This is a genomic window from Enhydrobacter sp., from assembly GCA_025808875.1.
In the GTDB taxonomy this organism is placed as follows: Bacteria; Pseudomonadota; Alphaproteobacteria; order Reyranellales; family Reyranellaceae; genus Reyranella.
The window spans coordinates 144,801-165,741 of sequence record CP075528.1 but is presented as its reverse complement, the minus strand read 5'-3'; the positions used below and the strand labels follow the sequence as shown (position 1 = coordinate 165,741).

Here is a 20,941-nt window from a genome sequence, read left to right as displayed (position 1 = left end):
CCCATGCGATTGCTCAGTTTTCGCCATGCGGGCGAGGCCCGCTTCGGTGCGGTCGTCGACGACGGCATCGTCGATCTCACCGCGCGCAGCGGCTGGACGAGCCTGCGCGAGACGATCGCCGCGCAGGCGCTGGGATCGCTGGCCGCGGCGGCCAAGGGCGCGCGGGCCGATTTCAAGGCGGCCGACATCGAGCTGCTGCCGACCATCCCCGACCCGCAGAAGATCCTCTGCATCGGCCTCAACTATGCGAGCCATGTCGGCGAGGTCGGCCGCCAGATGCCGACCTCGCCCTCGGTCTTCTCGCGCTTCACCAGCACGCTGGTGCCGTCGGGCGGCGACATCGTGCGGCCGCGATCGTCGGTCGAGTTCGACTTCGAGGGCGAGCTCGCCGTCATCGTCGGCGAGCGCTGCCGCCACGTGCCGCGCGCGCGGGCACTCTCGGTCGTGGCCGGCTATTCCATCTTCCTCGACGGCAGTGTGCGCGACTTCCAGAAGCACTCGGTCACGGCCGGCAAGAACTTCCCCGCGACCGGCGCGCTCGGGCCGTGGATGACGACGACCGACATCGTCACCGACCCGCAGGCGCTCGAGCTGACGACGCGGCTGAACGGCGCCACGGTGCAGCACGACACGACCGACCACATGATCTTCGATGTCGCCACCATCATCGAATACCTCTCGACGGTGACCTGGCTGGAGCCGGGAGACGTCATCGCCACCGGCACGCCCGACGGCGTCGGCGCCGGCCGCAAGCCGCCGCTCTGGATGAAGGCCGGTGACAGGGTCGAGGTCGAGATCGGGGGGATCGGGATCCTGCAGGCCAATGTCATCGACGAGTGAGCCGCTCGACGCGTCGGCCGGCACGGAGCGCCGCGACGGCTGGGGCCGCGACGCCCGGGTGGTGGCGCTGATCGCCGCCGCGCATTTCGTCAGCCACGTCCACATCATGCTGCTGCCGCCGATCTTCAACGAGGTGAAGCAGGCCTTTGGTGTCAGCTACACCGAGATCGCCGCCGCGCTGACCGCCTTCAACGTCGCCTCGGCGCTGCTGCAGACGCCGGCCGGCTTCCTGGTCGATCGCATCGGCGCCAAGGCGATGCTGGTCGCCGGCCTGATGCTGGGCGCCGTCGCCATCGCCGCGGCGGCGCTGCTGCCGGGCTATTGGGTGTTCGTCATCGCCTACGCCTTCCTCGGCGTCGCCAACACGGTCTATCACCCCGCCGACTATTCGATCCTGTCGGCGACGATCGACGGCAAGCGCATCGGCAAGGCCTTCTCGATCCACACCTTCGCGGGCTATCTCGGTTCGGGCGTGACGCCGGCGCTGGTGATCGGCTGCGCCGCGCTGTGGGGCTGGCAGGGCGCCTTCCTCGCCGCCGCCGGCCTGTCCTTCGCCGTCGGCCTGGTGCTGATCGTGCTCGGCTCGGCGCTGCCGCGCGCGGCGCGCCGGACCACGTCGACGGGGGCGGCGACGGCGGCACCTGCCGGCAAGGTCGGGCTCGACCTGCTGCTGAGCGGTCCGATCCTGCGCAACCTCCTGTTCTTCCTCTGCATCGCCATGGCCAACGGCGGGCTGCAGAACTACACGGTGGTCAGCCTGGCGGCGATCCACGGCACGCCTGCTTCGATCGCCAACGTCGCGCTCTCGGCCTTTCTGCTGACCAGCGCGGTCGGCGTGCTGGTGGGCGGCGTCATCGCCGACCGCACGCCGCACCACGAGCGCGTCGCCGCGATCGGCTTCAGCTGCACCGCCACCATGGCGATCCTGATGGGCTGGGTCGACATGCCCGCCGCACTGCTGATCCTGGTCATGACGGTGGGCGGGCTGCTCAACGGCATCATCCAGCCGTCGCGCGACATGATGGTGCGCGCCGTCACGCCGCCGGGTTCATTCGGCAAGGTGTTCGGCTTCGTCAGCACCGGCTTCAATCTGGGCGGCATGATCGCGCCGCTGATCTACGCCTGGCTGATGGATACCGGCCGGCCGCAGATGATCTACGCCATCGTCGTCCTCTTCATCCTGCTGGCGGTGGTGACCGCCGTCACCCGCCGCAAACCGCAGGGGATTCCCGCATGGACTCGCTGACGCCCACCGCCAACGGCCAAGCCGACGACGACAGGGCCGCCGATGACAGGGCCGCCGCGCTCGCCCGCCGCTACGGCGCGGCGATGCCCAAGGCCGGGCCGTGGAACGAGACGATCGCCAGCCTGCTCGCGCATCGCTCGGTGCGCGGCTACAGATCCGATCCGCTGCCGAGCGGCACGCTCGAGACGCTGGTGGCGGCGGCGCAGTCGGCCGCCAGCAGCTCCAACCTGCAGCTCTGGTCGGTGATCGCCGTCGACGATCCGGCGAAGAAGAAGATGCTGGCCGAGATCGCCGGCAACCAGACGCACATCGAGCAGTGCCCGCTCTATCTCTGCTGGGTCGCCGACCTGTCGCGCAACGAGCGGCTCGGCCGCGAGGAGAAGGCCGAGTTCGAGACCCTGCCCTGGCTCGAGACCTTCCTGGTCGCCGGCATCGACGCGGCGCTGGCGGCGCAGAACGCGGTGGTCGCCGCCGAATCGCTCGGCCTCTCGACCGTCTATATCGGCGCCATGCGCAACGATCCGATCCGTGTCGCCGGGCTGCTGGGACTGCCCGAGCGCGCCTTCGTCGTGTTCGGCCTGTGCGTCGGCTACGCCACCGAAACGGCGCAGGGCGAGGTCAAGCCGCGCCTGCCGCAGGCCACCGTGCTGCACCGCGACCGCTACGCGGCCGCCGGCGAGCCCGCGCGGCGCGCCTCCTACGACAAGGAACTCGACGCCTTCTCGCGGCGCCACGAGATGGCCGCGACGACCTGGACCCAGCGCGTGCTCAATCGGATGGGGCCGCTGAGGTCGATGACCGGCCGCGAGACGCTGCGCCAGTCGCTCCGCAAGCTCGGCTTCGAGATCCGTTAGGCCTGCGCCCGCCTCGCCTGCTGCCGCCAGGCGGCGGGCGGCGAGCCAAAGGTACGCGAGAAGGCGCGGCTGAAGGCGGCCTCGGTCCCGTAGCCCGCCTCGTCGGCGATCGCCGCGACCGGCCGGCGGGTCGTGCCGAGCGCCACGCTCGCCAGATAGAGCCGCCATTCGCGCACGTACCGCATGGGCGAGGTGTGGAGCACCGCCTCGAACCGTTGGGCAAGCGTGCTGCGGGACAGGCCCGAGAGCCGGGCGAGCTCCCCGACCGACCAGCTGCGGCGCGGGTCGTCATGGATGTGCGCCAGGCAACGGCCCAGCGCCGGATCGGCCAGCGCCGCCAGCCAGCCGCTGCCGGCGCGCGTCGCCGCCGCGCCGATCTGGTGGCGCAGCAGCTCGATGAAGGTGATCTCGGTCAGCCGCTCCAGCATGGACAGGCCGCCGCTGCGCGGCCGGTCGACCTCCTCGACGATCTGGCCGATGGTCGCGCCGAGCCAGGCGGCCCGCGGGTCCTTTGCCGTGCGGACGTGGATCAGGTGCGGCAGCGCCGCGCGCAGCGGCCCGAAATTCAGTGCCTCGCATGTCAGGTAGCCGCACAGCAGACGCACCGTCGTCGTGCCGTCGCCGTAGCGCAGGACCGGCAACTGGCGCCATGGCCGGGGTGGCAGGTCGAGCGTGGGAATCACCACCTGCCCGCCACGCCCGGCGCCCAGCACGTGTGCCGTCGCATGTGGAAACGCCACGACATCGCCGGTCCCGAGCACGCTCTCCTCGCCGCCGATGCGGAGCCAGCACTCGCCCTCGACCAGGATGTGAAAGGGGATGGTCGGTGCCGCTTCGCTGGCGAGCGTGGCGAGTCGCGGCTTGTCGTCCGTCTGCCAGCTGCCCGACGGCATGAAGCAGAACTGCAGCGCGCCCGACAGCCGCACGGTGCGCAGCACATCGGACAGGGCGTCGTTCTCGCCCGGAGTCCCGGTCAAGCTTTTCGGTGCCGCGGCCAAAGACGCTCCCCGCCCGAGGTTGTAGACCGCGCTCCCTCAACCACGGAGGACAACTCAATGCAAGCCGCAACCGACAAGCTCGTGATCCTGGTGACCAAGGGGATCGAATCGGAACTCTCCTCGGTCGCCTTCGTCATCGCCAACGGCGGCCTCACGGCCGGACTCAAGGTCTCGATCTTCCTGACCAGCACCGGCATCGACCTGGTGCGCAAGGGCGGCCAGGCGATGACCCAGGTGGCGCCGCTCGAACCGCTCGGCGCCATGATCCAGGACTTCCTGAAGCGCGGCGGCACGATCTGGGCCTGCCCGCCCTGCGTGAAGTCACGCGGCTACGAACAGAACGACCTGCTCGACGGTGTCACCATCGTCGGCGCCAGCGCCATGCACGCCGAGATCAAGCAGGGCGCGGCGACGCTGTCGTTCTGACGATGAGGTGCTGGCGGCTCAGGCCGCCAGCGCCTTCTCGTAGAACACCGACCATTGCGACTCGGGATAGTCGAGCACCGGCCCGCAGCGCGTGAAGCCCGCGCGCTCGTAGACCGTCCAGGCGGCGGGATGGCGGTCGCCGGTCTCCAGCACCAGCCGCCGCAGGCGCTCCTGCCGCGCCAGTGCCTCGATGCGCTCGACGATCATGGCGCCGAGCTTGCGGCCGCGATGGCTGGGCCGCGTGTACATGCGCTTGATCTCGCCGATGCCGTCGGCATGGCGCTTGAGCGCCCCGCAGGCCACGGCGCTCCCGTCGTCGCGCGCGACGAAGACGGTGGTGTCGGGCGCCGCCATCTCCTCCACCGTCATGTGGAAGCAGAATTCGGGCGGGGTCAGGGCCAGCAGCGTCTCGTTGAGTTCGGCGACCAGGCTGCGGACGTCGTCCTGCAGGGGCGATTCGGCGGCGACGGCGATCATGGGATCGCAGCCTGTCAGAAGTACTTCAGGAACGCCACGATGCAGACGGCGTAGATCGCGCAGATCAGGCCCGCGCCCAGCAGGTTCGTGCGCACGACGTTCTCGCGCGGCTGCAGCCACCAGCCGAGCCAGCCGGCGACCATCGGCACCAGCACCCCCGTCATGGCCACGCTGACGATGTTGCCGAGGAACAGCGCAACGGCGAACGGCAGCTCGAGCATGCCCATGAAGAGCGGCGTGTGCACGAACACGCCGAACAGGAACACGATCGGGTAGAGCAGCAGCAGCACGATCATGTCCATCTTCCAGACCGCGGTCTGGATCGGCGCGCCCTTGTCGTCGCGGAACCATTGCTCGAAGCCGGTCCGCGCCAGGCGGGCGTGGAACTCCTCGGTGAGGGGCGCCGCCTCGTCGAGCAGGGCCTTGCGCTCGGGCGAATCGAGCCAGGCCTGGAGGTTGGCCTCGCTGTCGAAGCGCAGGATGGCGACATAGTCGTCCTGCACCCCGGGAACCGGCGGCTCGAAGCGATAGCCCTGCAGGCCCGCCGCCTTCGACTGGGCGGCGGCGATCCTGCGCTCCCAGGCGCGATACTCCGCTTCCCTGCCGGGACGGACCCGGGTGCTGATGACGGCCGACACCGGCGCGGTCCTCGCGCCGCCCTCGTCGTCGCGCACGATGTGCACGTCGTCGCGGCCGATCAGCATGCCGGCGGCGCCCTCGAGCCGGGCCTGACGCTCGGCGGAGGCGAGCCAGCCCTTGGCGTTCTCGACCGTGTCGAAGCGCTGCAGGATCACCCAATCCACCTGCAGCGGCGGATTGGGCGGCATCAGCCGCTGCTCGACGAAGCCCGCGAAGCGCGCGATCGTCGTGCTGGTCTCGCCCTGCCAGCGCGCGAACGCCTCGGATTTCTCCGGCCGAACGGTGGTCTGGGTGACGATGCTGACGGTCATCGGACCCGACCCAGGCTGGAGAACAGCCTGTCGGGCGTGAACGGCAGGTGCGCGAAGCGCACGCCCGTGGCGTTGGCCAGCGCGTTCGACACGGCCGGCGCCACCGGGTTGATCGCGCACTCGCCCTGGGACTTGGCGCCGAGCGGGCCGATCGCATCGACCGTGCGGGCGAAGAACACGTCGGTGTGCGGCGTGTCGGCGAAGGCCGGCACCCGGCAGTTGCGCAGCTGGGCGTTCACCATGTGGCCGGTATCGTCGTGCACCATGTTCTCGATCAGCGCCCAGCCGTAGCCCATCGAGACCGCGCCGTCGATCTGGCCATGGCACTGCATGGGATTGATCGGCAGGCCGATGTCGGCGGCGTGCACGCTGTGCAGGATGCGGATCTCGCCGGTGACGCGATGCACCGCCAGCCGCACGCCCTGCACGTTGAAGGCGATGGTGCGCGGCGACAGGTAGGCGCGGCGGCCCACCGTGAAGCGATGGTTCACCCTGGCGCCGGCGGCATGGAGCTCGGCGAGCGGGATGCGCTTGTTGCCGCAGATCACCGCGTCGTTGTCGAGGCGGCACTTGTCGCGCTCGGTGCCGGTGTGGCGCGCGGCGAAGTCGAGGATGTCGTCGCGCATCGCCTCGGCCGTGATGTGCACCGCCTTGCCCGCCACCACCGTGCCCGTGCTGGCGAAGGTGCCCGTGTCGTACGGCGTCCTGTCGGTGTCGGCGTTGACGATGTCGATGTCGACGGCGCGCACGCCGACGATGGCGGCGGCGATCTGCTTGTGCGCCGTCGTGATGCCGTTGCCCATCTCCGACGAGCCGCAGGCCAGGTGGTAGGTGCCGTCGGCCAGCAGCTTCATTTCCGCCCCCGAGCGATGCTCGGTCGGCGGACCGCACTCCAGCATGGCGAGCGCCAGGCCCGTGCCCTCGGCCCAGTCGTCGCCGGCCGGCCTGGCGACGCCGTTGCCCTTCTTCAGCTCGCGTTCGACGATGTCGAGGCACTCGTCGATGCCGTGGCTGCCGAAGCTCGCGTCGCCCGGCTCCTTCCAGATCGACTCGACGTTGTCGCCCGGCCGCACCACGTTCCTGCGGCGCATGGCGAGCGGATCGATGCCGAGCAGGCCGGCGAGCTCGTCGATGGCGCACTCCATCGCGAAGGTGGTCTGCGAGGCGCCGTAGCCGCGGAAGCCGCCGCCCGGGATCATGTTGGTATAGACGGCGTGGCCGATGCCCTTCTTGTTGGGGCAGCGATAGGCCGCGAGCGGGCTCGCCATCGCCGCGGCCAGCGTCTCGCTGCCGTGGTTGCCGTAGGCGCCGGTGTTCGACACGACATGGACATCGAGCGCGACGAGCGTGCCGTCCTTCTTCGCGCCGATCCTGACCTTGGTGGTCATCTGGTGCCGGGTGGTGGCGCCGATGAATTCCTCCTCGCGCGTCCACTCCCACTTCACGGGACGGCCGCCGAGCTTCATCGAGGCGAACAGCGGCAGGTCCTCCGACACCATCTCCTGCTTGCCGCCGAAGCCGCCGCCGACACGCTCGGTGAAGACGTGCAGCTGGCGGGCCGGAATGCCCATCAGGTAGGCGAGCTTCTTCTGGACCGCGAACGGGCCCTGCGAGCTGGTGCGCACGTGCCAGCGCTCGTCCTCGCCCTTCCAGGCGATCGAGCCGTGCGTCTCGAGATGGACGTGCTGCACGCGCGAGGTCGAGTAGGTCATCTCGTGGACGGCGTCGGCCTCCGCGAAGCCTTTGACGACGTCGCCGATCTCGCCCTGCAGGGTACAGAAGATGTTGCCGTTGTCGGTCACGACCTCGCTCCTGTCGTGCAGCAGCGGCGCGCCCGGCTCCATCGCGGCGACGGGATCGAACACCGCGGGCAGCACCTCGTAGTCGACCCGCAGCGCGCGGCAGCCCGCCTCGGCGATCGCCTCGCTCTCGGCGACGACGGCGGCGATGCGCTGGCCGGCGAAGCGCGCGACATTGTCGAGGATATAGGTGTCGTCGGGATCGACCAGATGGTCCTCGTGCAGCGCCGTGCTGTAGAGGCGGCGCGGCACGTCCTCCCAGGTGTAGACGGCGACCACGCCGGGAACGGCCAGCGCCCCGCTCCTGTCGATGCCCCTGACGCGGGCGTGGGCGTGCGGCGAGCGCAGCACCTTGAGATGCAGGAGCCCCTCGATGGCGATGTCCATCGTGTAGCGCGCCTTGCCGGTCAGGATCGCGTCGGTGAACGGGTTGGGCAGGCGCGCACCCAGCGCCTTGCCGGCCACGTCGTCCTCGATGTTCTTCCTGCCGTGCAGGGCGTCGACGATCGAGCGGTAGCCGGTGCAGCGGCAGATGTTGCCCTTCAGCGCGTGCGGCAGGTCGTCCTTGCGGTGCTGGTCGAAGGCCGCCGCGGCCGTGGTCATCATCATGCCGGCGGCGCAGTAGCCGCACTGGAAGGCCTGGGCGTCGTGGAATGCCTTCTGGATGGGGTGCAGCTCGCCGTTGCTCGCGAGCCCCTCGACGGTGGTGATCTTTCGGCCCTCGCCGCGAAACGCCGGCACCAGGCAGGAATGGAACGGCTTGCCGTCGAGCCACACCGTGCAGGCGCCGCAGTCGCCGGCGTCGCAGCCCTTCTTGACCCCGAATACCTCGAGGTCGCGCAGGAAGGTGCGCAGGCACTGTCCCGGCGCGGGCTCCGCCGAATAGAGGCGCCCGTTGACTTCGTACTTGCTCATGACAGCTCCGCGCGAATCTGCTCGGCCAGGTAGAAGGTGACGTGGCGCTTGTAGGGTGCCGAGCCGTGGACGTCGTGGAACCAGGCGTCGGGCGGCAGCCGCTCCTCGATCGCCTGCCGCATCTCGGCGGCGGACGGCGTCTTCGCGAAGCGGATATGGACCGGCCGCGGCGTGGCGGCCGAGACCGTGAGCAGGAAATCCTCGCCCTTGTCGCCGACGGTGCCGACGATCAGCGCGGCCGAGCGGCCGTGGCGCGTCAGCGACACCTGGCGCAGGGCGGCGCGCTTGCGCAGGGCGGAGGCCGGCAGCAGGATCGAGCGCAGCAGCTCGCCCTTCTGCAGGACGTTGGTGTGCATGCCGGTGACGAAGTCGACGACCGGGACCTGGCGCGGCTTGCCGGCGCGCGGCAGCAGGGTACACACGCCCTCGAGCGCCGCGGTCAGCGAAATCATGGCGCCGGCGGGCAGCGACATCACGATGTTGCCGCCGACCGTCGCTGCGTTCCAGATCTTGAACGACATCAGAAAACAGTCGATGCACTGGTCGAACAGCGGCGCCGCCCGCCATTCGACCGGTGCCTTGAAGTCGTGCAGCTCGACGATCCTGCAGGTCGCGGCGATCTCGAGCCCCTCGGGCGTCACCGTGAGGGCGGGCCAGCCGAGGGAGTCGAGATCGATCAGCCTGCTGGTCGCGACCTGCGGCTCCGAGAACAGCCAGGTGCCGCCGGCGAGGAAGGCGCTTCCGTCACGCCATTCGATCTCCTCGACGGCGCGCGGCCGTTTCAGCTCGGCGATCGTGTTGAGGTTCATGCCCCGGCTCCCCCTGCTCGATGGTGTCGGCCGCCCTTCCGGACGCCTACTTCAGGTCGTCCAGCGAGGTCGGCCCGGGCCCGGGCGTGATCAGCGCCGGCCACTGCCTGGAACCGAACGGCACCGCCGGCGGCAGGAAGGCCTGCTTGCCACGACGCTGCATCTCCGAGACGATCGTCTTGCGCGCGTCGCCTCCCATCAGCTCGTAGTCCATCAGCTTGTAGTTGCCGAAGAACAGCTCGCCGACCGAGCGGTCGCCGATGATGCGCGTCAGCGCCGTCAGCATGTCCTCGGGCGTCGTGGTGAACGACACGGTCTCGATCAGGATCAGCCGGTCGTTGATAGCCTCGGGCCCGAAGTACTGGGCGAGCACGCTGTAGAGCACGTTGTTCTGGCGCGCGACGTAGATCGTGTTGGAGGCCGCGAACGTCTTGTCCCAGTCCGCGCCGAGGCTTGCCTTCCACTCGTCGAGCACGCCCATCCAGTGCTTCACTTGTGTCGCCGCGGCCCAGTTGATGATCAGCTTGATGTTGGGCGCCTGCTTCTTGGCGAAGGCGACCAGCGGATCGAGCGTGACGACGCCCTTGGCCAGGCAATCGTCCATGTAGGCGAGGTTGGCGGCGAGGATCTCGCGCACCGTCGTCTTCCAGCCCGCTTCCATGGGCACCGCCTCGAGGCCGTCCAGCGCCGCCTTCATCTGCGTGCGATAGGCCTGCATCGGCGCGACCCAGCGCTTGTCCGCCGGATTGTTGAGCGAGGGGATGACGACCTGCGAGATCGCCATCGAGCTGTGCCCCGTCGACTTCAGCACTTCGTAGACGCGGGGAACCGACGGCGCCTCGAGCGGCGCCTGGCCGGGCCGATAGAGGATCATCCGACCGCCCTTGCCCGAGAACAGCGCCAGGATGACCGGGTGCTTGGCCAGGATGTTGCGGCGATAGACGCCGGCGGCATTGTCGTAGAGCGTGAACATGCCGATGTTGAGCTGCAGGACGTCGCGCGTGCCGAGCTCGGCGGCCGAGGGCGGCGTCGCGCCGGAGATACCCGACAGATATTCGGGAAGACCCGGGGCGCCTTGCGCCAGAACCGACCCACAGTTGAATGAGGCCACGATCGAGCCGATCGCGAGCCAGGACAGAGTTTTCCTCACTGAGAACCTCCCCCGATACGAAGGACGACAGGATATATCGCTCCGGAACATTGTCATTGGTACCTCCTAGAAAAGAACCGTCAGGCGCATCGTCGTGGTCAGCGCGCCGGACGCGCTGACCGAGGCACCCGGCGTCGGGATGTAGCTGACCGTCGGCTGCAGGAAGACCGCCGCGAACAGGTGCGCCTGGTAGTAGGCCTGGAACATCAGCTCGCTCGACCGTGCGAAGAGGTTGGGATTGAGCCGCGCCAGGCCGACGGTCAGGCCCATGGAGTCCTTCGCCCGGTTGCCGATCAGTGCGAAGGCCGTCACGCCGCCGCCGTAGAACTGGTTGATGGGCATGGTCCGCGACTGGTTCACGCCATATTGGGCGAAGGCGGTGATCCCCGACGAGGGCACGCGCGCATTGATGCCATGGGCGAGGCGCTGCGAACCGAAAAGGTAGACGCCGCCGGTGCCCTCCTCGGTCGCGGCGCCCGCCTGGAGCCGGCCGGTCTGCCGCCACAGCCCGATGCCGAACTGACCGGGGTGGCGATGCTCGCCCACGACCCAGTTGAAGCCCATCTCGCCGATGCCGAAATGGTAGCCATTGAACTGCGGCGCGATCAGGCCGATCTGGTTGCCGCGCGCGAGATTGCCGTCATAGACGCCGACGTTGAAGTAGAACGAACGGGTCGGCGTGAAGTAGAGCGTCGCTCCGACGGCCGGATTGTAGTAGCCGGGCAACACGCCCAGCATCGAGCCGTTCACGAACACCATGGTGTTGATCGCGCCGGTCACGGCCGGGATGTTCTCGTTGTCGTCATCGAAGATGACGGGCCGCAGCACGTTGTTGAAATCGAGGCCCGGCAGGACCCGCCCGACACGCACCTGCAGCATATCCTTGACGATCTGCTGCGCGTACCACGCCTGGTAGAGCTGGGTGCGGTTGTGCGGCAGGGGACCGGTGATGGCGTTGTAGCCCGACACGCTGCCGGCATCGGCATTGGTATCGCTCACGTTGATCTGCAGGAACTGCACGCCAAATGAGGCGCCCGTCCAGCCGATCGCCTTGTCGACATCGGCCAGGAGGCCGACGAACAGCGCGCTGTTGCCGGTGACATGGCCGGGGCGCATGCCGCCCGCGGCGGTCAGGTTGAGGTCGCCCAGCCACAGCCCGCCCAGCGTGACGCCCCATTCGTCCTTCAGGCCGAGGGTGTGCCCGAGCCAGCCGGTGCCGGGCATGTAGGTCGTCGCTCCGGGATTGCCGCTGACCGACGCGACCCGCCTTTCCTCGGTCGGAACGGAGAAGGCGGGTATTTGCGCCGCCGCGTCTTCAACCCACGCGAGGATCGGCATCGACCACGGGGCGGCCAACGCCAGACGGTAGAACATCCGTACAAGTCGCTGAAAAAGAGCAACAAACGCCATCGCCCTGCCCTGCAGCCCGCCCCGAGAACCGGATGGGACGCGGACATCTTGCGCAAGGAGGCGACCGTCCCGAAGTCAAGAAGGGATCAAGATTTTCGCGCGATCGGCGTGTTAGGACTGGCGCATGCCGGTCTACGCTTTTGGTCCCTTCGTTCTCGACCCTGCCGACCGGCGGCTGACTCGCGATGGCCGACGCGTGCCGCTTCCGGGCAAGGCTTGGCAAATCCTGCAGATGCTCGCCGAGGCCGGCGGCCGGCTGGTGCCCTACCAGACGCTTCGCGAAAAGCTCTGGCCCAGTGTCGTGGTCGAGGACCGCACGCTGATCGTCCATGCCTCGACGCTGCGCAAGGCGCTCGGCGGCGGCCCTTCCGAGGAGTACATCGAGACGGTGGCGCGCGCCGGCTATCGCCTGGCCGTGCCGGTCCGCGTGCTGTCGCAAGCGGCCGCTTCGGCGGCCAGTACCGACCGCGCAGCCGCCGCCGAGCCCCGGCCGGTCGCCGTGCGCACCTTCTCGACCGGCGCGACGAACGATGCCGAGTCCTATCTCGGGGTCGGCATCGCCGATGCCGTGACGACCATGCTCGGCGGCATACCCGGCCTCACCGTGTCGCCAACCGGGGCGGTAGCGGATCTCGGCGCGGCAAAGCGGCTCGGCTTGGGATACATGCTCGAGGGCGCCGTCCGGCGTAGCTCGGAACAGTTGGAGGTTTCCGCCCGATTGATCGACGTGGAAAGCGGCCAGGTGCGCTGGAGCGAGCACTTCGAAGGGGCTTCGACGGACGGCGCGGCACTGCAGGACTCGATCGCGCAGCGCGTGGCCGATTCCCTGCCGCACCTGTCGACCCTCGATCGAGGGCTGCAAAGCTACCGGCCGCGCGTGTCGCAGGCCTATTTCCTCCAGCTCGAGGCGCGCGCGCATCTCAAGCCCTTCACCCGGCTGCCGCTCTTCAAGGCGCTCACCCTGTTCGAGCAGGCGCTGCTGCTCGATCCCGACTACGCCCTGGCCCATGCCGGCCTGGCGTCGACATACCTGCTCATGGCCTCGACGGCGATGCTGCGTCCGCTGCCGGTCGACGAGGCGATGCCGATGGCTCGGCGTGCCGCCGAACGGGCGCTGGCCCTCGACGAGGGGCTGGCGGAAGCCTGGGCCGCGCTCGGCCGCGTGAAGATGGAGCACGACTGGGACTGGGACGGCGCGGAGGCCGATCTCGCCCATGCCGTTGCCCTCAATCCCAGCTCGGTGGAGGCGCTCGCGACCTTCGGCCAGTTCCTGAGCGCCATGGGACGTCACGACGAGGCGATCGAGGCCATGGAACGGGCGCGCCAGCTCGATCCCGGGAACGTCGAGACGCTGCAGCATCTGGGAATCGTCTACTGGATGGCGGGCGACGCCGAGCGTGCGCTCGAGGTCGTCAACGACAGCCTGCGGATCGTGCCCGACGCGCCGCGCGCCCACTATGGACGGATGATGATCCTGGACCAGATGGGCCGGCACGACGAGGCGATGGTGGAACGTCTCGCCACTCTGCGCGGACTGAGCGTCGCGCAGGGAATCGCCGAGCATGTCGAGAAGCTGGCCCGCGACAAGGGCTGGCGCGACGCAATGGATGTCTGGATTCCCCTGTTGGAACGCACCAACCGCTGGGAGGGCGCGGCCATGCAGTGGATGGCCGTCGGCGAACCGGCGCGCGCGCTCGATGCCCTCGAACACTGCGTGCGGGCGCGCACCACCTATCTGTGCTTCACGGCGCAGAACCCGTACTTCCGGCCGCTGCGCGGCGAACCGCGCTTCCGCGACATCCTGAAGACGCTCGGGCTCGAGGAGCACACGCCGCCGGCCTAGAGCTCGACGGGGCCCGGTCGAATCGCCCCGTCGTCCCGACCAAGGGCCGAAGGCCCGCGTGGAGGGCGACAAGCTGCCATTCGCGGGAACAAGGTCCCTCGTGTCTCGGAATGGGATACTGCGGGCTGGGCCGCGCGCGGCGTCGAGGCCGCTACTCGTAGACCTCGACCGTCTGCATCATGCCCATCTCCTCGTGATTCATCATGTGGCAATGGATCACGAAGAGACCGGTGTAGTCGATGAAGCGGGAACGGAAGGTGAGAGAGCCGCCCTTGCGCTCGACGACCGCGGTGTCGCGCCATTGCGGGGTAGCCAGCGGCCTGCCGTTGAGATGGGTGACCATGAACGGGTTGGTGTGGATGTGGAACACGTGGTCGTCGTGCTCGTGGGTGTTCACGACCGTCCATTCCTCGACCGACCCCAGCTTGATGCGGTAGTCGATGCGATTGGGGTCGAACTTCTTGCCGTCGATGTAGAAGCCGAACTCCTGCCAATGGCCGGCGGCATCGACCTCGGGCGCCGTCGCCGAGAACACCAGCCTGCGTCGACCCGTGATCTCGGAGTCCGCGATCGGCTCGAGCGGCGGCCTGGGAAGGGACGCCGGCAGCTTCATGCTCATGGGCTCGCCGGCCACGACCACGCGCGCCAGCGGCCCGACCGGCGACGGATGGCCCTGGTCGTAGGGCAATGCGCGCATCTCGTAGGTGCCGGGGGCGCCGGCCCGGATGAGGAAGTCGGCACGCTGGCCGGGCAGGATCAGGTGCGTCTTCATCGTCTCGACGGCGCCGAGCTGGATTCCGTCGTAGGCGATGGCATGCAACTCGTGGTTCTCCAGCTCGATCAGCAGATTGTCCTGGTAGCCCGTATGGAGGAGGCGCCAGCGTTGCACTTCGCCGGGCCGCATGGCGATGGTCGGCCGGCGCTGGCCGTTGACGGTCAGGAAGCGCGTGGCGGTCTCCGGGAACAGGGTCTCGAAGTTCTCGATCATGCCGCGCGCATCGTGGACGACCTGGGTCAGCACCAGCAGGCGCTCCTTGGCGCCGGCGATCTCGGGCACTCCGGCGAAGTCGCCCTCGACGATGATGGCGCCGAACATGCCGCTGGCCACCTGGACGTCGGCGCTGCCGTGGTGATGCGGGTGGTACCAGTAGGTGCCCATGGTGTGGTCCCGGGGCAGCTCGATCTCGATGTCGTAGGCCTCCCCCGGCACCATGGAGCGCATGACGTTGTCGGAGATGCCGCTCGGGCTGGTGTGGGAGCCGTGGAAGTGGAAGTTGGTGTTGTTGAACTGGTGCGGATGCGACATGTCCGCCGGCATCGGGTCGCGGTTGGGCGGCAGGTCGTTGGTCAGGCGGATCTTGAGCGTCTCGCCGGGCTTCATGCACAGCGTCGGGCCGGGCGAGCCGCCCTCGTAGGAGCGAAGGTAGAGCCGGGCGCCGCCGACATCGCGATAGGCGTAGGCGCAGCGCAACGAGGTCTGCAGCACGCCGTTGGCCGAGCGCCGCACCTCGGGCTCGACGAGGGGCTGGTCCATGATCGGCGGCCTCGGCCGCTGCACCATGCCCAGGGTCCGGTTCGCGGTGTCGTGGTGCTGATGGCCGCCCTGTGCCGCGACCTTCCCGCTCGCCAGCAGGGCGGCTGCCATGCCGAGGCCGCCGTCGAGTATGCGACGGCGCGACAGATGCTTGAAACTCATTGCGAAGCCCCCCCTGACCGCAGCCTTGTCCCGCGTCCGCCGCCGGCCTAGCCGTGCGGCACCAGGATCTGGCGCACCGTCGCGACGTCCTGCAGGCGATCGAAGCCGGCGTTGATCTCGTCGAAGCCGATGCGCTGGCTCACCATGCGGTCGACCGGCAGCTTGCCCTGCTGGTAGAGCGCGATGAAGCGCGGGATGTCGCGCACCGGCACGCAGCTCCCCATGTAGCTGCCCTTGATGGTCTTCTCCTCGCTGACCAGCGCGCTCTGCTTGAAGGAGAAGTCGGCGGCGATCGGCGAGAGGCCCGCCGTCACCGTGGTGCCGCCCCAGCGCGTGACGAGATAGGCGGTCTCCATCGCCTTGATGGTGCCGGCGAGGTCGAAGGCATAGTCGACGCCGCCGTTGGTGAGGTCGCGCACCTGCTTGACGTGGTCGGCGTCCCGGGCGTTCACCGTGTGGGTCGCGCCGAGCTGCCGCGCCAGGCCGAGCTTGTCGTCGGAAAGGTCGATGGCGACGATCTGGCTGGCGCCGGCCAGCACCGCGCCGAGCAGGCCCGACAGGCCGACGCCGCCCAGCCCGACGATGGCGACGGTGCTGCCGGCGCGGATCTGCGCGGTGTTGACCACGGCGCCCACGCCGGTGACGACCGCGCAGCCGAACAGGGCGGCGAGGTCGAGCGGCAGGCTCCTGTCGATCACCACCACCGAGCCGCGGTCGACCACGGCGTATTCGGCGTAGCAGGAGACGCCCGATTGATGGTTCACCGGCTTGCCGTCCAGGTGCAGGCGATGATGGCCGCTGAGGAGCTGGCCGGCGGCGCGCGGCGTCACCGAACGCTCGCAGATGTAGGGCCGCCCCTCGAGGCAGCGCCGGCAACGGCCGCAGGAGACGTTGAAGGTGAAGCAGACATGGTCGCCCGGCTTGACGTCGTGCACGCCCGTGCCGACCTCGACGATCTCGCCCGAGCCCTCGTGGCCCAGCACGACCGGCACCGGCCGCGGCCTGTCGCCGTTGACCAGCGACAGGTCGGAGTGGCAGAGGCCGGCGCCGCCCACCTTGACCAGCACCTCGCCCTCGCCCGGCGGATCGAGATCGAGCTCGACGGTCTGGATCGGCTTGCTCCTGGCGAACGGCCGCGGCGCACCGCAGACCGTCAGCACGGCGGCTTTCATCTTCATGCGATTCCTCCATCGACGCGCACGACCGATCCGGTGGTGAAGCTCGACCTCGGCGAGGCGAGATAGAGCGCCGCCGTCACGATCTCCTCCGGCGAACCGCTGCGCTTGAGCGCCGCCGTTGCGTTCTTCCTGTGCTCCTCGTCCCAGGCCTTCGACACGTCGGTCAGGAAGCGGCCGGGCTGGATGGTGTTGACCCGCACCCGGGGACCGTACTCGAAGGCGAAGGCCTCGGTGACGGCGTTGAGCGCCGCCTTGGCGCCGGCGTAGGGCGCGATCTGCGGTCGCGGGCGGATCGCGCCGGCGCTCGAGATGTTGATGATCGAGCCGCCCTCGCCCGCCGCCATGCGGCTGCCGACCAGCGACATCAGCCGGAACGGCCCCTTGAAGTTCAGCGACACGATGCGGTCGAACAGCGATTCGGGCGTCTCCAGCGACGACGGCGCGAGCGGCGAGGAGCCGGCATTGTTGACCAGGATGTCGACCTTGCCGAACGCGCCGTAGGCGGCGTCGACCAGGCCCTCGAGCTCGTTCCAGTTGGCGACGTTGCAGGCATGGGTCGCGGCGCGCCGGCCCATCGCCCGCACCTCGGCCGCGACCTTGTCGCAGGAGTCGAGCTTGCGCGAGGTGATGAAGACGTCGGCGCCGTGGGCGGCGAAGGCCTTCACCATCTGGTAGCCCAGGCCGCGGCTGCCGCCCGTCACCAGGGCGACCTTGCCGGTGAGATCGAACAGGTCTGTCATCTTGCCTTCGCGTCCTCCCGCAACCAGTCCGCCCTCATCCTTCGAGACGCCACGCGAAGCGCGGCGTCTCGAAGGATGGCAACAATCTCCGATGTGGCCCACCCTTGGAGACGCGGCTTGCAGCCGCTCCTCGGGTGAGGTCGTACCTTGGCGAGGTTGTTCCGTCATCAATGGCATGTCACTTGCTAAGTGTGCTTGAAGAGCGAAACTCGGGTCGGGCCAGGGCACCAGGATGAGCATCCACGTCGCGCTCCATCATCGGACGACCTATCGCTACGACCGGCCGGTGTCGCTGGGGCCGCAGGTCGTGCGCCTGCGGCCGGCGCCGCACGGCCGCACCGCGATCCTGTCCTATGCGCTGACGGTCGAGCCCCGCCGGCACTTCATCAACTGGCAGCAGGATCCGCAGGGCAACCACCTCGCCCGCCTCGTCTTTCCCGAGAAGACCGAAACCTTCGACGTCACGGTCGACCTCGTCGCCGACATGACGGTGGTCAACCCGTTCGACTTCTTCCTCGAGCCTCAGGCCGAGCAGTGGCCGTTCGACTACGATCCCTCGCTCGCCGAGGAGATCGCGCCGTTCCGCAAGCTCGAGGCGCCGGGGCCGCTGCTGCGGCAATGGCTGGCGAGCGTCGATCGATCGAAGCAACGCACCGTCGACTTCCTCGTCGGACTCAACGCCCGCCTGCAGAAGGAGATCGGCTACGTCATCCGCCTGGAGCCGGGCGTGCAGGGCTGCGAGCAGACGCTCGGGCTGGGCAAGGGCTCGTGCCGCGACACCGGCTGGCTGCTGGTCACCATCCTGCGCCATCTCGGCTTCGCCGCGCGCTTCGCCTCGGGCTACCTGATCCAGCTCGTGCCCGACGAGAAGCCGCTCGACGGCCCCGAGGGACCGACGCACGACTTCACCGACCTCCACGCCTGGTGCGAGGTCTACCTGCCGGGCGCCGGCTGGATCGGGCTCGACCCGACCTCGGGGCTGCTGGCCGGCGAGGGCCACATCCCGCTCGCCTGCACGCCCGAGCCGTCGAGCGCGGCACCGATCGAAGGGCTGGTCGAAAAGGCCGAGGTGGCGTTCGCCCACGACATGAAGGTGACGCGGATCCGCGAGACGCCGCGCGTGACCCGGCCCTACAGCGACGCGCAATGGCAGGCGCTGCTCGATGTCGGCGACGCGGTCGAGCGCGACATCGCCCAGGCGGACCTGCGCCTCACCATGGGCGGCGAGCCGACCTTCGTGTCGATCGACGACATGGACGGCGACGAGTGGAACACGCTCGCGCTCGGGCCGGAGAAGCGCCGCCGCGCCGGCATCCTGTTCCGACGTCTGGCCGATCGCTTCGCGCAGGGACCCCTGCTGCATTACGGCCAGGGCAAGTGGTACCCCGGCGAACAGCTGCCGCGCTGGGCGCTCGGCTGCCACTGGCGCAAGGACGGCGAGCCGATCTGGCGCGATCCGCACCTGATCGCGCTCGAGTCCAAGCCGGCCGGCGCCGACGCCGCTCTCGCGCATCGCTTCGCCGCGGCGTTCGCCGAACGCCTGCAGCTCGATCCCGGCTACCTGTTCCAGGCCTTCGAGGACACCTGGTACTATTTGTGGCGCGAGCGCCGGCTGCCGGCCAACGTCACGGTCGAGCGATCGAGGGTGAAGGACGAGCTCGAGCGCGAGCGCCTGTCGCGCATCTTCGAGCAGGGGCTGGAGAGTCCGGTCGGCAGCGTGTTGCCGATCCAGCGCGACCATAACGGCCGCGGTCGCTGGAAGAGCGGGCCGTGGTTCCTGCGTTCGGAGCGGTGCTACCTGATCCCCGGCGATTCGCCCCTGGGCTTTCGTCTGCCCCTCGATTCGCTGCCTTGGGCGGCGCCCATGGATGCGGGCTTCATCGCCGAGCCCGATCCGATGATCCCGCATCCGGCGCTGCCGCCCATCGACGCCTTCCGCCGCGCGCCGGTGCTGCGGCCGCAGCGGCCAGGCCGGCCGGCCGACATCGACGGCGACATGTCGCGCCGGGAGATCTGGAATCGCGCGCTGGCGCCGGACAATGGCGCGCGGCCCGCGGTCGGCTCGTCGCCCCACTGGATCGTGCGCACGGCGATCGCCTTCGAGCCGCGCGACGGGCATCTCTTCGTCTTCATGCCGCCGGTCGAGCGCACCGAGGACTATCTCGACCTGGTGGCGGCCGTGGAAGACACCGCCGAGGAGCTCGGCCAGCCCGTCTTCATCGAAGGCTATCCGCCGCCGGGCGGCGATGCGCGGCTGCTGCATTTCAGCGTCACGCCCGATCCCGGCGTGATCGAGGTCAACATCCATCCCTCCGCCGACTGGCGCGAGGTCGTGACGAAGACCGAGATCGTCTACGAGGAGGCGCGGCAGACCCGGCTCGGGGCGCAGAAATTCATGATCGACGGGCGCCACACCGGCACCGGCGGCGGCAACCACGTCACGCTGGGCGGGCCGTCCGCCGCCGAGTCGCCGCTGCTGCGCCGGCCCGACCTGCTGAAGAGCCTGCTCGGCTACTGGCACAACCATCCCTCGCTCTCCTACCTCTTCTCCGGCCTGTTCATCGGCCCGACCAGTCAGCATCCCAGGGTCGACGAGGCGCGCAACGACCAGCTCCACGAGCTCGAGATCGCCTTCCGCCAGATCGCGCCGGGACGCCAGGCGCCGGCCTGGCTGGTCGACCGGCTGTTCCGCAACATCCTGGTCGATTCGACCGGCAACACGCACCGCACCGAGTTCTGCATCGACAAGCTGTTCGCGCCCGACAGCGCCGCCGGACGGCGCGGCCTGCTCGAGCTGCGCGCCTTCGAGATGCCGCCGCACTGGCGCATGAGCGTGGCGCAGCAGGCGCTGCTGCGCGGACTGGTCGCCCATTTCTGGCAGCGGCCCTACGAGCGGCGGCTGAGCCGCTGGGGCACGCGCCTGCACGACGAGTTCATGCTGCCGCACTTCGTCTGGCAGGATTTCGCCGACGTGCTCGACGATCTCGCGGCCGCCGGCTACGCCTTCGACCCCGCGTGGTTCACGCCGCATTTCGAGTTCCGCTTCCCCAGGATCGGCGGGATCGCCCGGCGCGGCGTCGGACTCGAGCTGCGCCACGCGCTGGAGCCCTGGCACGTGCTGGGCGAGGAGCCGGGCGGCGGCGGCGCGGTGCGCCACGTCGATTCCTCGGTCGAGCGGCTGCAGGTCAGGGTCGAAGGCTTGAACGACGCGCGCCACGTGATCGCCTGCAACGGCTTCGCCCTGCCGCTGCGCGCGACCGGCGTGCCGGGCGAATACGTGGCGGGCGTGCGCTATCGCGCCTGGCAACCGGCCAATGCGCTGCATCCGACCATCGGCGTGCACGCGCCGCTCGTCTTCGACATCCACGACACGTGGAGCGGACGCTCGATCGGCGGCTGCACCTATCACGTCGCCCATCCCGGCGGCCGCAACTACGACCGCGTGCCGGTCAATGCCAACGAGGCCGAGGCGCGCCGCCGCGCCCGCTTCTTCCCGATCGGCCACACCGGCGGCCCGGCCGCCGAGCCGCGGCCACTCGACAACCCCGAGCATCCGCTGACGCTCGATCTGCGGCGGGCGTGACCCCCTCGAGGGGGTTACATCCAGCAC

The 20,941-nt window shown here is 69.4% G+C and carries 16 protein-coding genes; 6 read left to right on the top strand and 10 right to left on the bottom strand.

Features of this window, described 5'->3' with window-relative positions:
- The first annotated feature begins 3 nt into the window (after nucleotides 1–3).
- Genes KIT25_00820 through KIT25_00810 form a run of 3 tightly spaced genes read left to right on the top strand, consistent with a single transcriptional unit; the run spans nucleotide 4 to nucleotide 2,940 of the window.
- On the top strand, nucleotides 4–840 hold the full coding sequence (locus tag KIT25_00820) for a fumarylacetoacetate hydrolase family protein (protein UYN95523.1): 837 nt from the start codon (nucleotides 4–6) through the stop codon (nucleotides 838–840).
- The gene (locus tag KIT25_00815) at nucleotides 824–2,086 is read left to right on the top strand and encodes an MFS transporter (protein ID UYN95522.1); all 1,263 of its coding nucleotides are present in this window, start codon (nucleotides 824–826) and stop codon (nucleotides 2,084–2,086) included. The genes KIT25_00820 and KIT25_00815 overlap by 17 nt, the downstream gene beginning before the upstream one ends.
- Nucleotides 2,074–2,940: an NADPH-dependent oxidoreductase gene (locus tag KIT25_00810; GenBank protein UYN95521.1), complete on the top strand. Its 867-nt coding sequence runs from the start codon at nucleotides 2,074–2,076 to the stop codon at nucleotides 2,938–2,940. Before KIT25_00815 ends, KIT25_00810 begins: the two co-directional genes overlap by 13 nt.
- Here KIT25_00810 and KIT25_00805 read toward each other — a convergent pair.
- Nucleotides 2,937–3,917: an AraC family transcriptional regulator gene (locus KIT25_00805; GenBank protein UYN95520.1), complete on the bottom strand. Its 981-nt coding sequence runs from the start codon at nucleotides 3,915–3,917 to the stop codon at nucleotides 2,937–2,939. The genes KIT25_00810 and KIT25_00805 overlap by 4 nt on opposite strands.
- A gap of 78 nt (nucleotides 3,918–3,995) precedes the next feature.
- Between KIT25_00805 and KIT25_00800 the strand changes: the two genes are divergently transcribed.
- On the top strand, nucleotides 3,996–4,364 hold the full coding sequence (locus tag KIT25_00800; GenBank protein ID UYN95519.1) for a DsrE family protein: 369 nt from the start codon (nucleotides 3,996–3,998) through the stop codon (nucleotides 4,362–4,364).
- Nucleotides 4,365–4,382: 18 nt separating this feature from the next.
- Here KIT25_00800 and KIT25_00795 read toward each other — a convergent pair whose 3' ends face one another.
- The 6 genes from KIT25_00795 to KIT25_00770 all read right to left on the bottom strand — a co-directional run bounded on the left by KIT25_00795 (nucleotide 4,383) and on the right by KIT25_00770 (nucleotide 11,838).
- Nucleotides 4,383–4,841: a GNAT family N-acetyltransferase gene (locus KIT25_00795; GenBank protein UYN95518.1), complete on the bottom strand. Its 459-nt coding sequence runs from the start codon at nucleotides 4,839–4,841 to the stop codon at nucleotides 4,383–4,385.
- Nucleotides 4,842–4,855: 14 nt separating this feature from the next.
- Entirely contained in the window at nucleotides 4,856–5,791 is a 936-nt protein-coding gene (locus KIT25_00790) for an antibiotic biosynthesis monooxygenase (protein UYN95517.1), read from the bottom strand.
- On the bottom strand, nucleotides 5,788–8,505 hold the full coding sequence (locus tag KIT25_00785) for a molybdopterin-dependent oxidoreductase (protein UYN95516.1): 2,718 nt from the start codon (nucleotides 8,503–8,505) through the stop codon (nucleotides 5,788–5,790). The genes KIT25_00790 and KIT25_00785 overlap by 4 nt, the downstream gene beginning before the upstream one ends.
- Complete coding sequence (locus KIT25_00780) at nucleotides 8,502–9,314, bottom strand: FAD binding domain-containing protein (protein UYN95515.1); 813 nt, start codon at nucleotides 9,312–9,314, stop codon at nucleotides 8,502–8,504. Before KIT25_00780 ends, KIT25_00785 begins: the two co-directional genes overlap by 4 nt.
- Before the next feature lie 46 nt (nucleotides 9,315–9,360).
- The gene (locus KIT25_00775; protein UYN95514.1) at nucleotides 9,361–10,464 is read right to left on the bottom strand and encodes a hypothetical protein; all 1,104 of its coding nucleotides are present in this window, start codon (nucleotides 10,462–10,464) and stop codon (nucleotides 9,361–9,363) included.
- Between the two features lie 66 nt (nucleotides 10,465–10,530).
- The gene (locus KIT25_00770) at nucleotides 10,531–11,838 is read right to left on the bottom strand and encodes a carbohydrate porin (GenBank protein UYN95513.1); all 1,308 of its coding nucleotides are present in this window, start codon (nucleotides 11,836–11,838) and stop codon (nucleotides 10,531–10,533) included.
- Between the two features lie 160 nt (nucleotides 11,839–11,998).
- Here KIT25_00770 and KIT25_00765 point away from each other — a divergent pair, with 160 nt between their 5' ends.
- Nucleotides 11,999–13,717 carry a tetratricopeptide repeat protein gene (locus KIT25_00765; GenBank protein UYN95512.1) on the top strand — a complete coding sequence of 573 codons (1,719 nt, stop codon included), beginning with the start codon at nucleotides 11,999–12,001 and terminating at the stop codon, nucleotides 13,715–13,717.
- Between the two features lie 151 nt (nucleotides 13,718–13,868).
- Here the strand turns inward: KIT25_00765 and KIT25_00760 are convergent, their stop codons facing one another.
- From KIT25_00760 to KIT25_00750, 3 genes are read right to left on the bottom strand one after another with little or no spacing between them, the layout of a single operon-like run.
- The gene (locus KIT25_00760; GenBank protein ID UYN95511.1) at nucleotides 13,869–15,413 is read right to left on the bottom strand and encodes a multicopper oxidase family protein; all 1,545 of its coding nucleotides are present in this window, start codon (nucleotides 15,411–15,413) and stop codon (nucleotides 13,869–13,871) included.
- A 47-nt stretch (nucleotides 15,414–15,460) separates the two neighbouring features.
- Complete coding sequence (locus tag KIT25_00755; GenBank protein ID UYN95510.1) at nucleotides 15,461–16,591, bottom strand: zinc-dependent alcohol dehydrogenase family protein; 1,131 nt, start codon at nucleotides 16,589–16,591, stop codon at nucleotides 15,461–15,463.
- The gene (locus KIT25_00750; GenBank protein UYN95509.1) at nucleotides 16,588–17,331 is read right to left on the bottom strand and encodes an SDR family oxidoreductase; all 744 of its coding nucleotides are present in this window, start codon (nucleotides 17,329–17,331) and stop codon (nucleotides 16,588–16,590) included. The genes KIT25_00755 and KIT25_00750 overlap by 4 nt, the downstream gene beginning before the upstream one ends.
- A 232-nt stretch (nucleotides 17,332–17,563) precedes the next feature.
- On the opposite strand from KIT25_00750, the gene KIT25_00745 reads away from it, so the two are divergent.
- On the top strand, nucleotides 17,564–20,914 hold the full coding sequence (locus KIT25_00745) for a transglutaminase family protein (GenBank protein UYN95508.1): 3,351 nt from the start codon (nucleotides 17,564–17,566) through the stop codon (nucleotides 20,912–20,914).
- The last annotated feature ends 27 nt before the right edge of the window (nucleotides 20,915–20,941 follow it).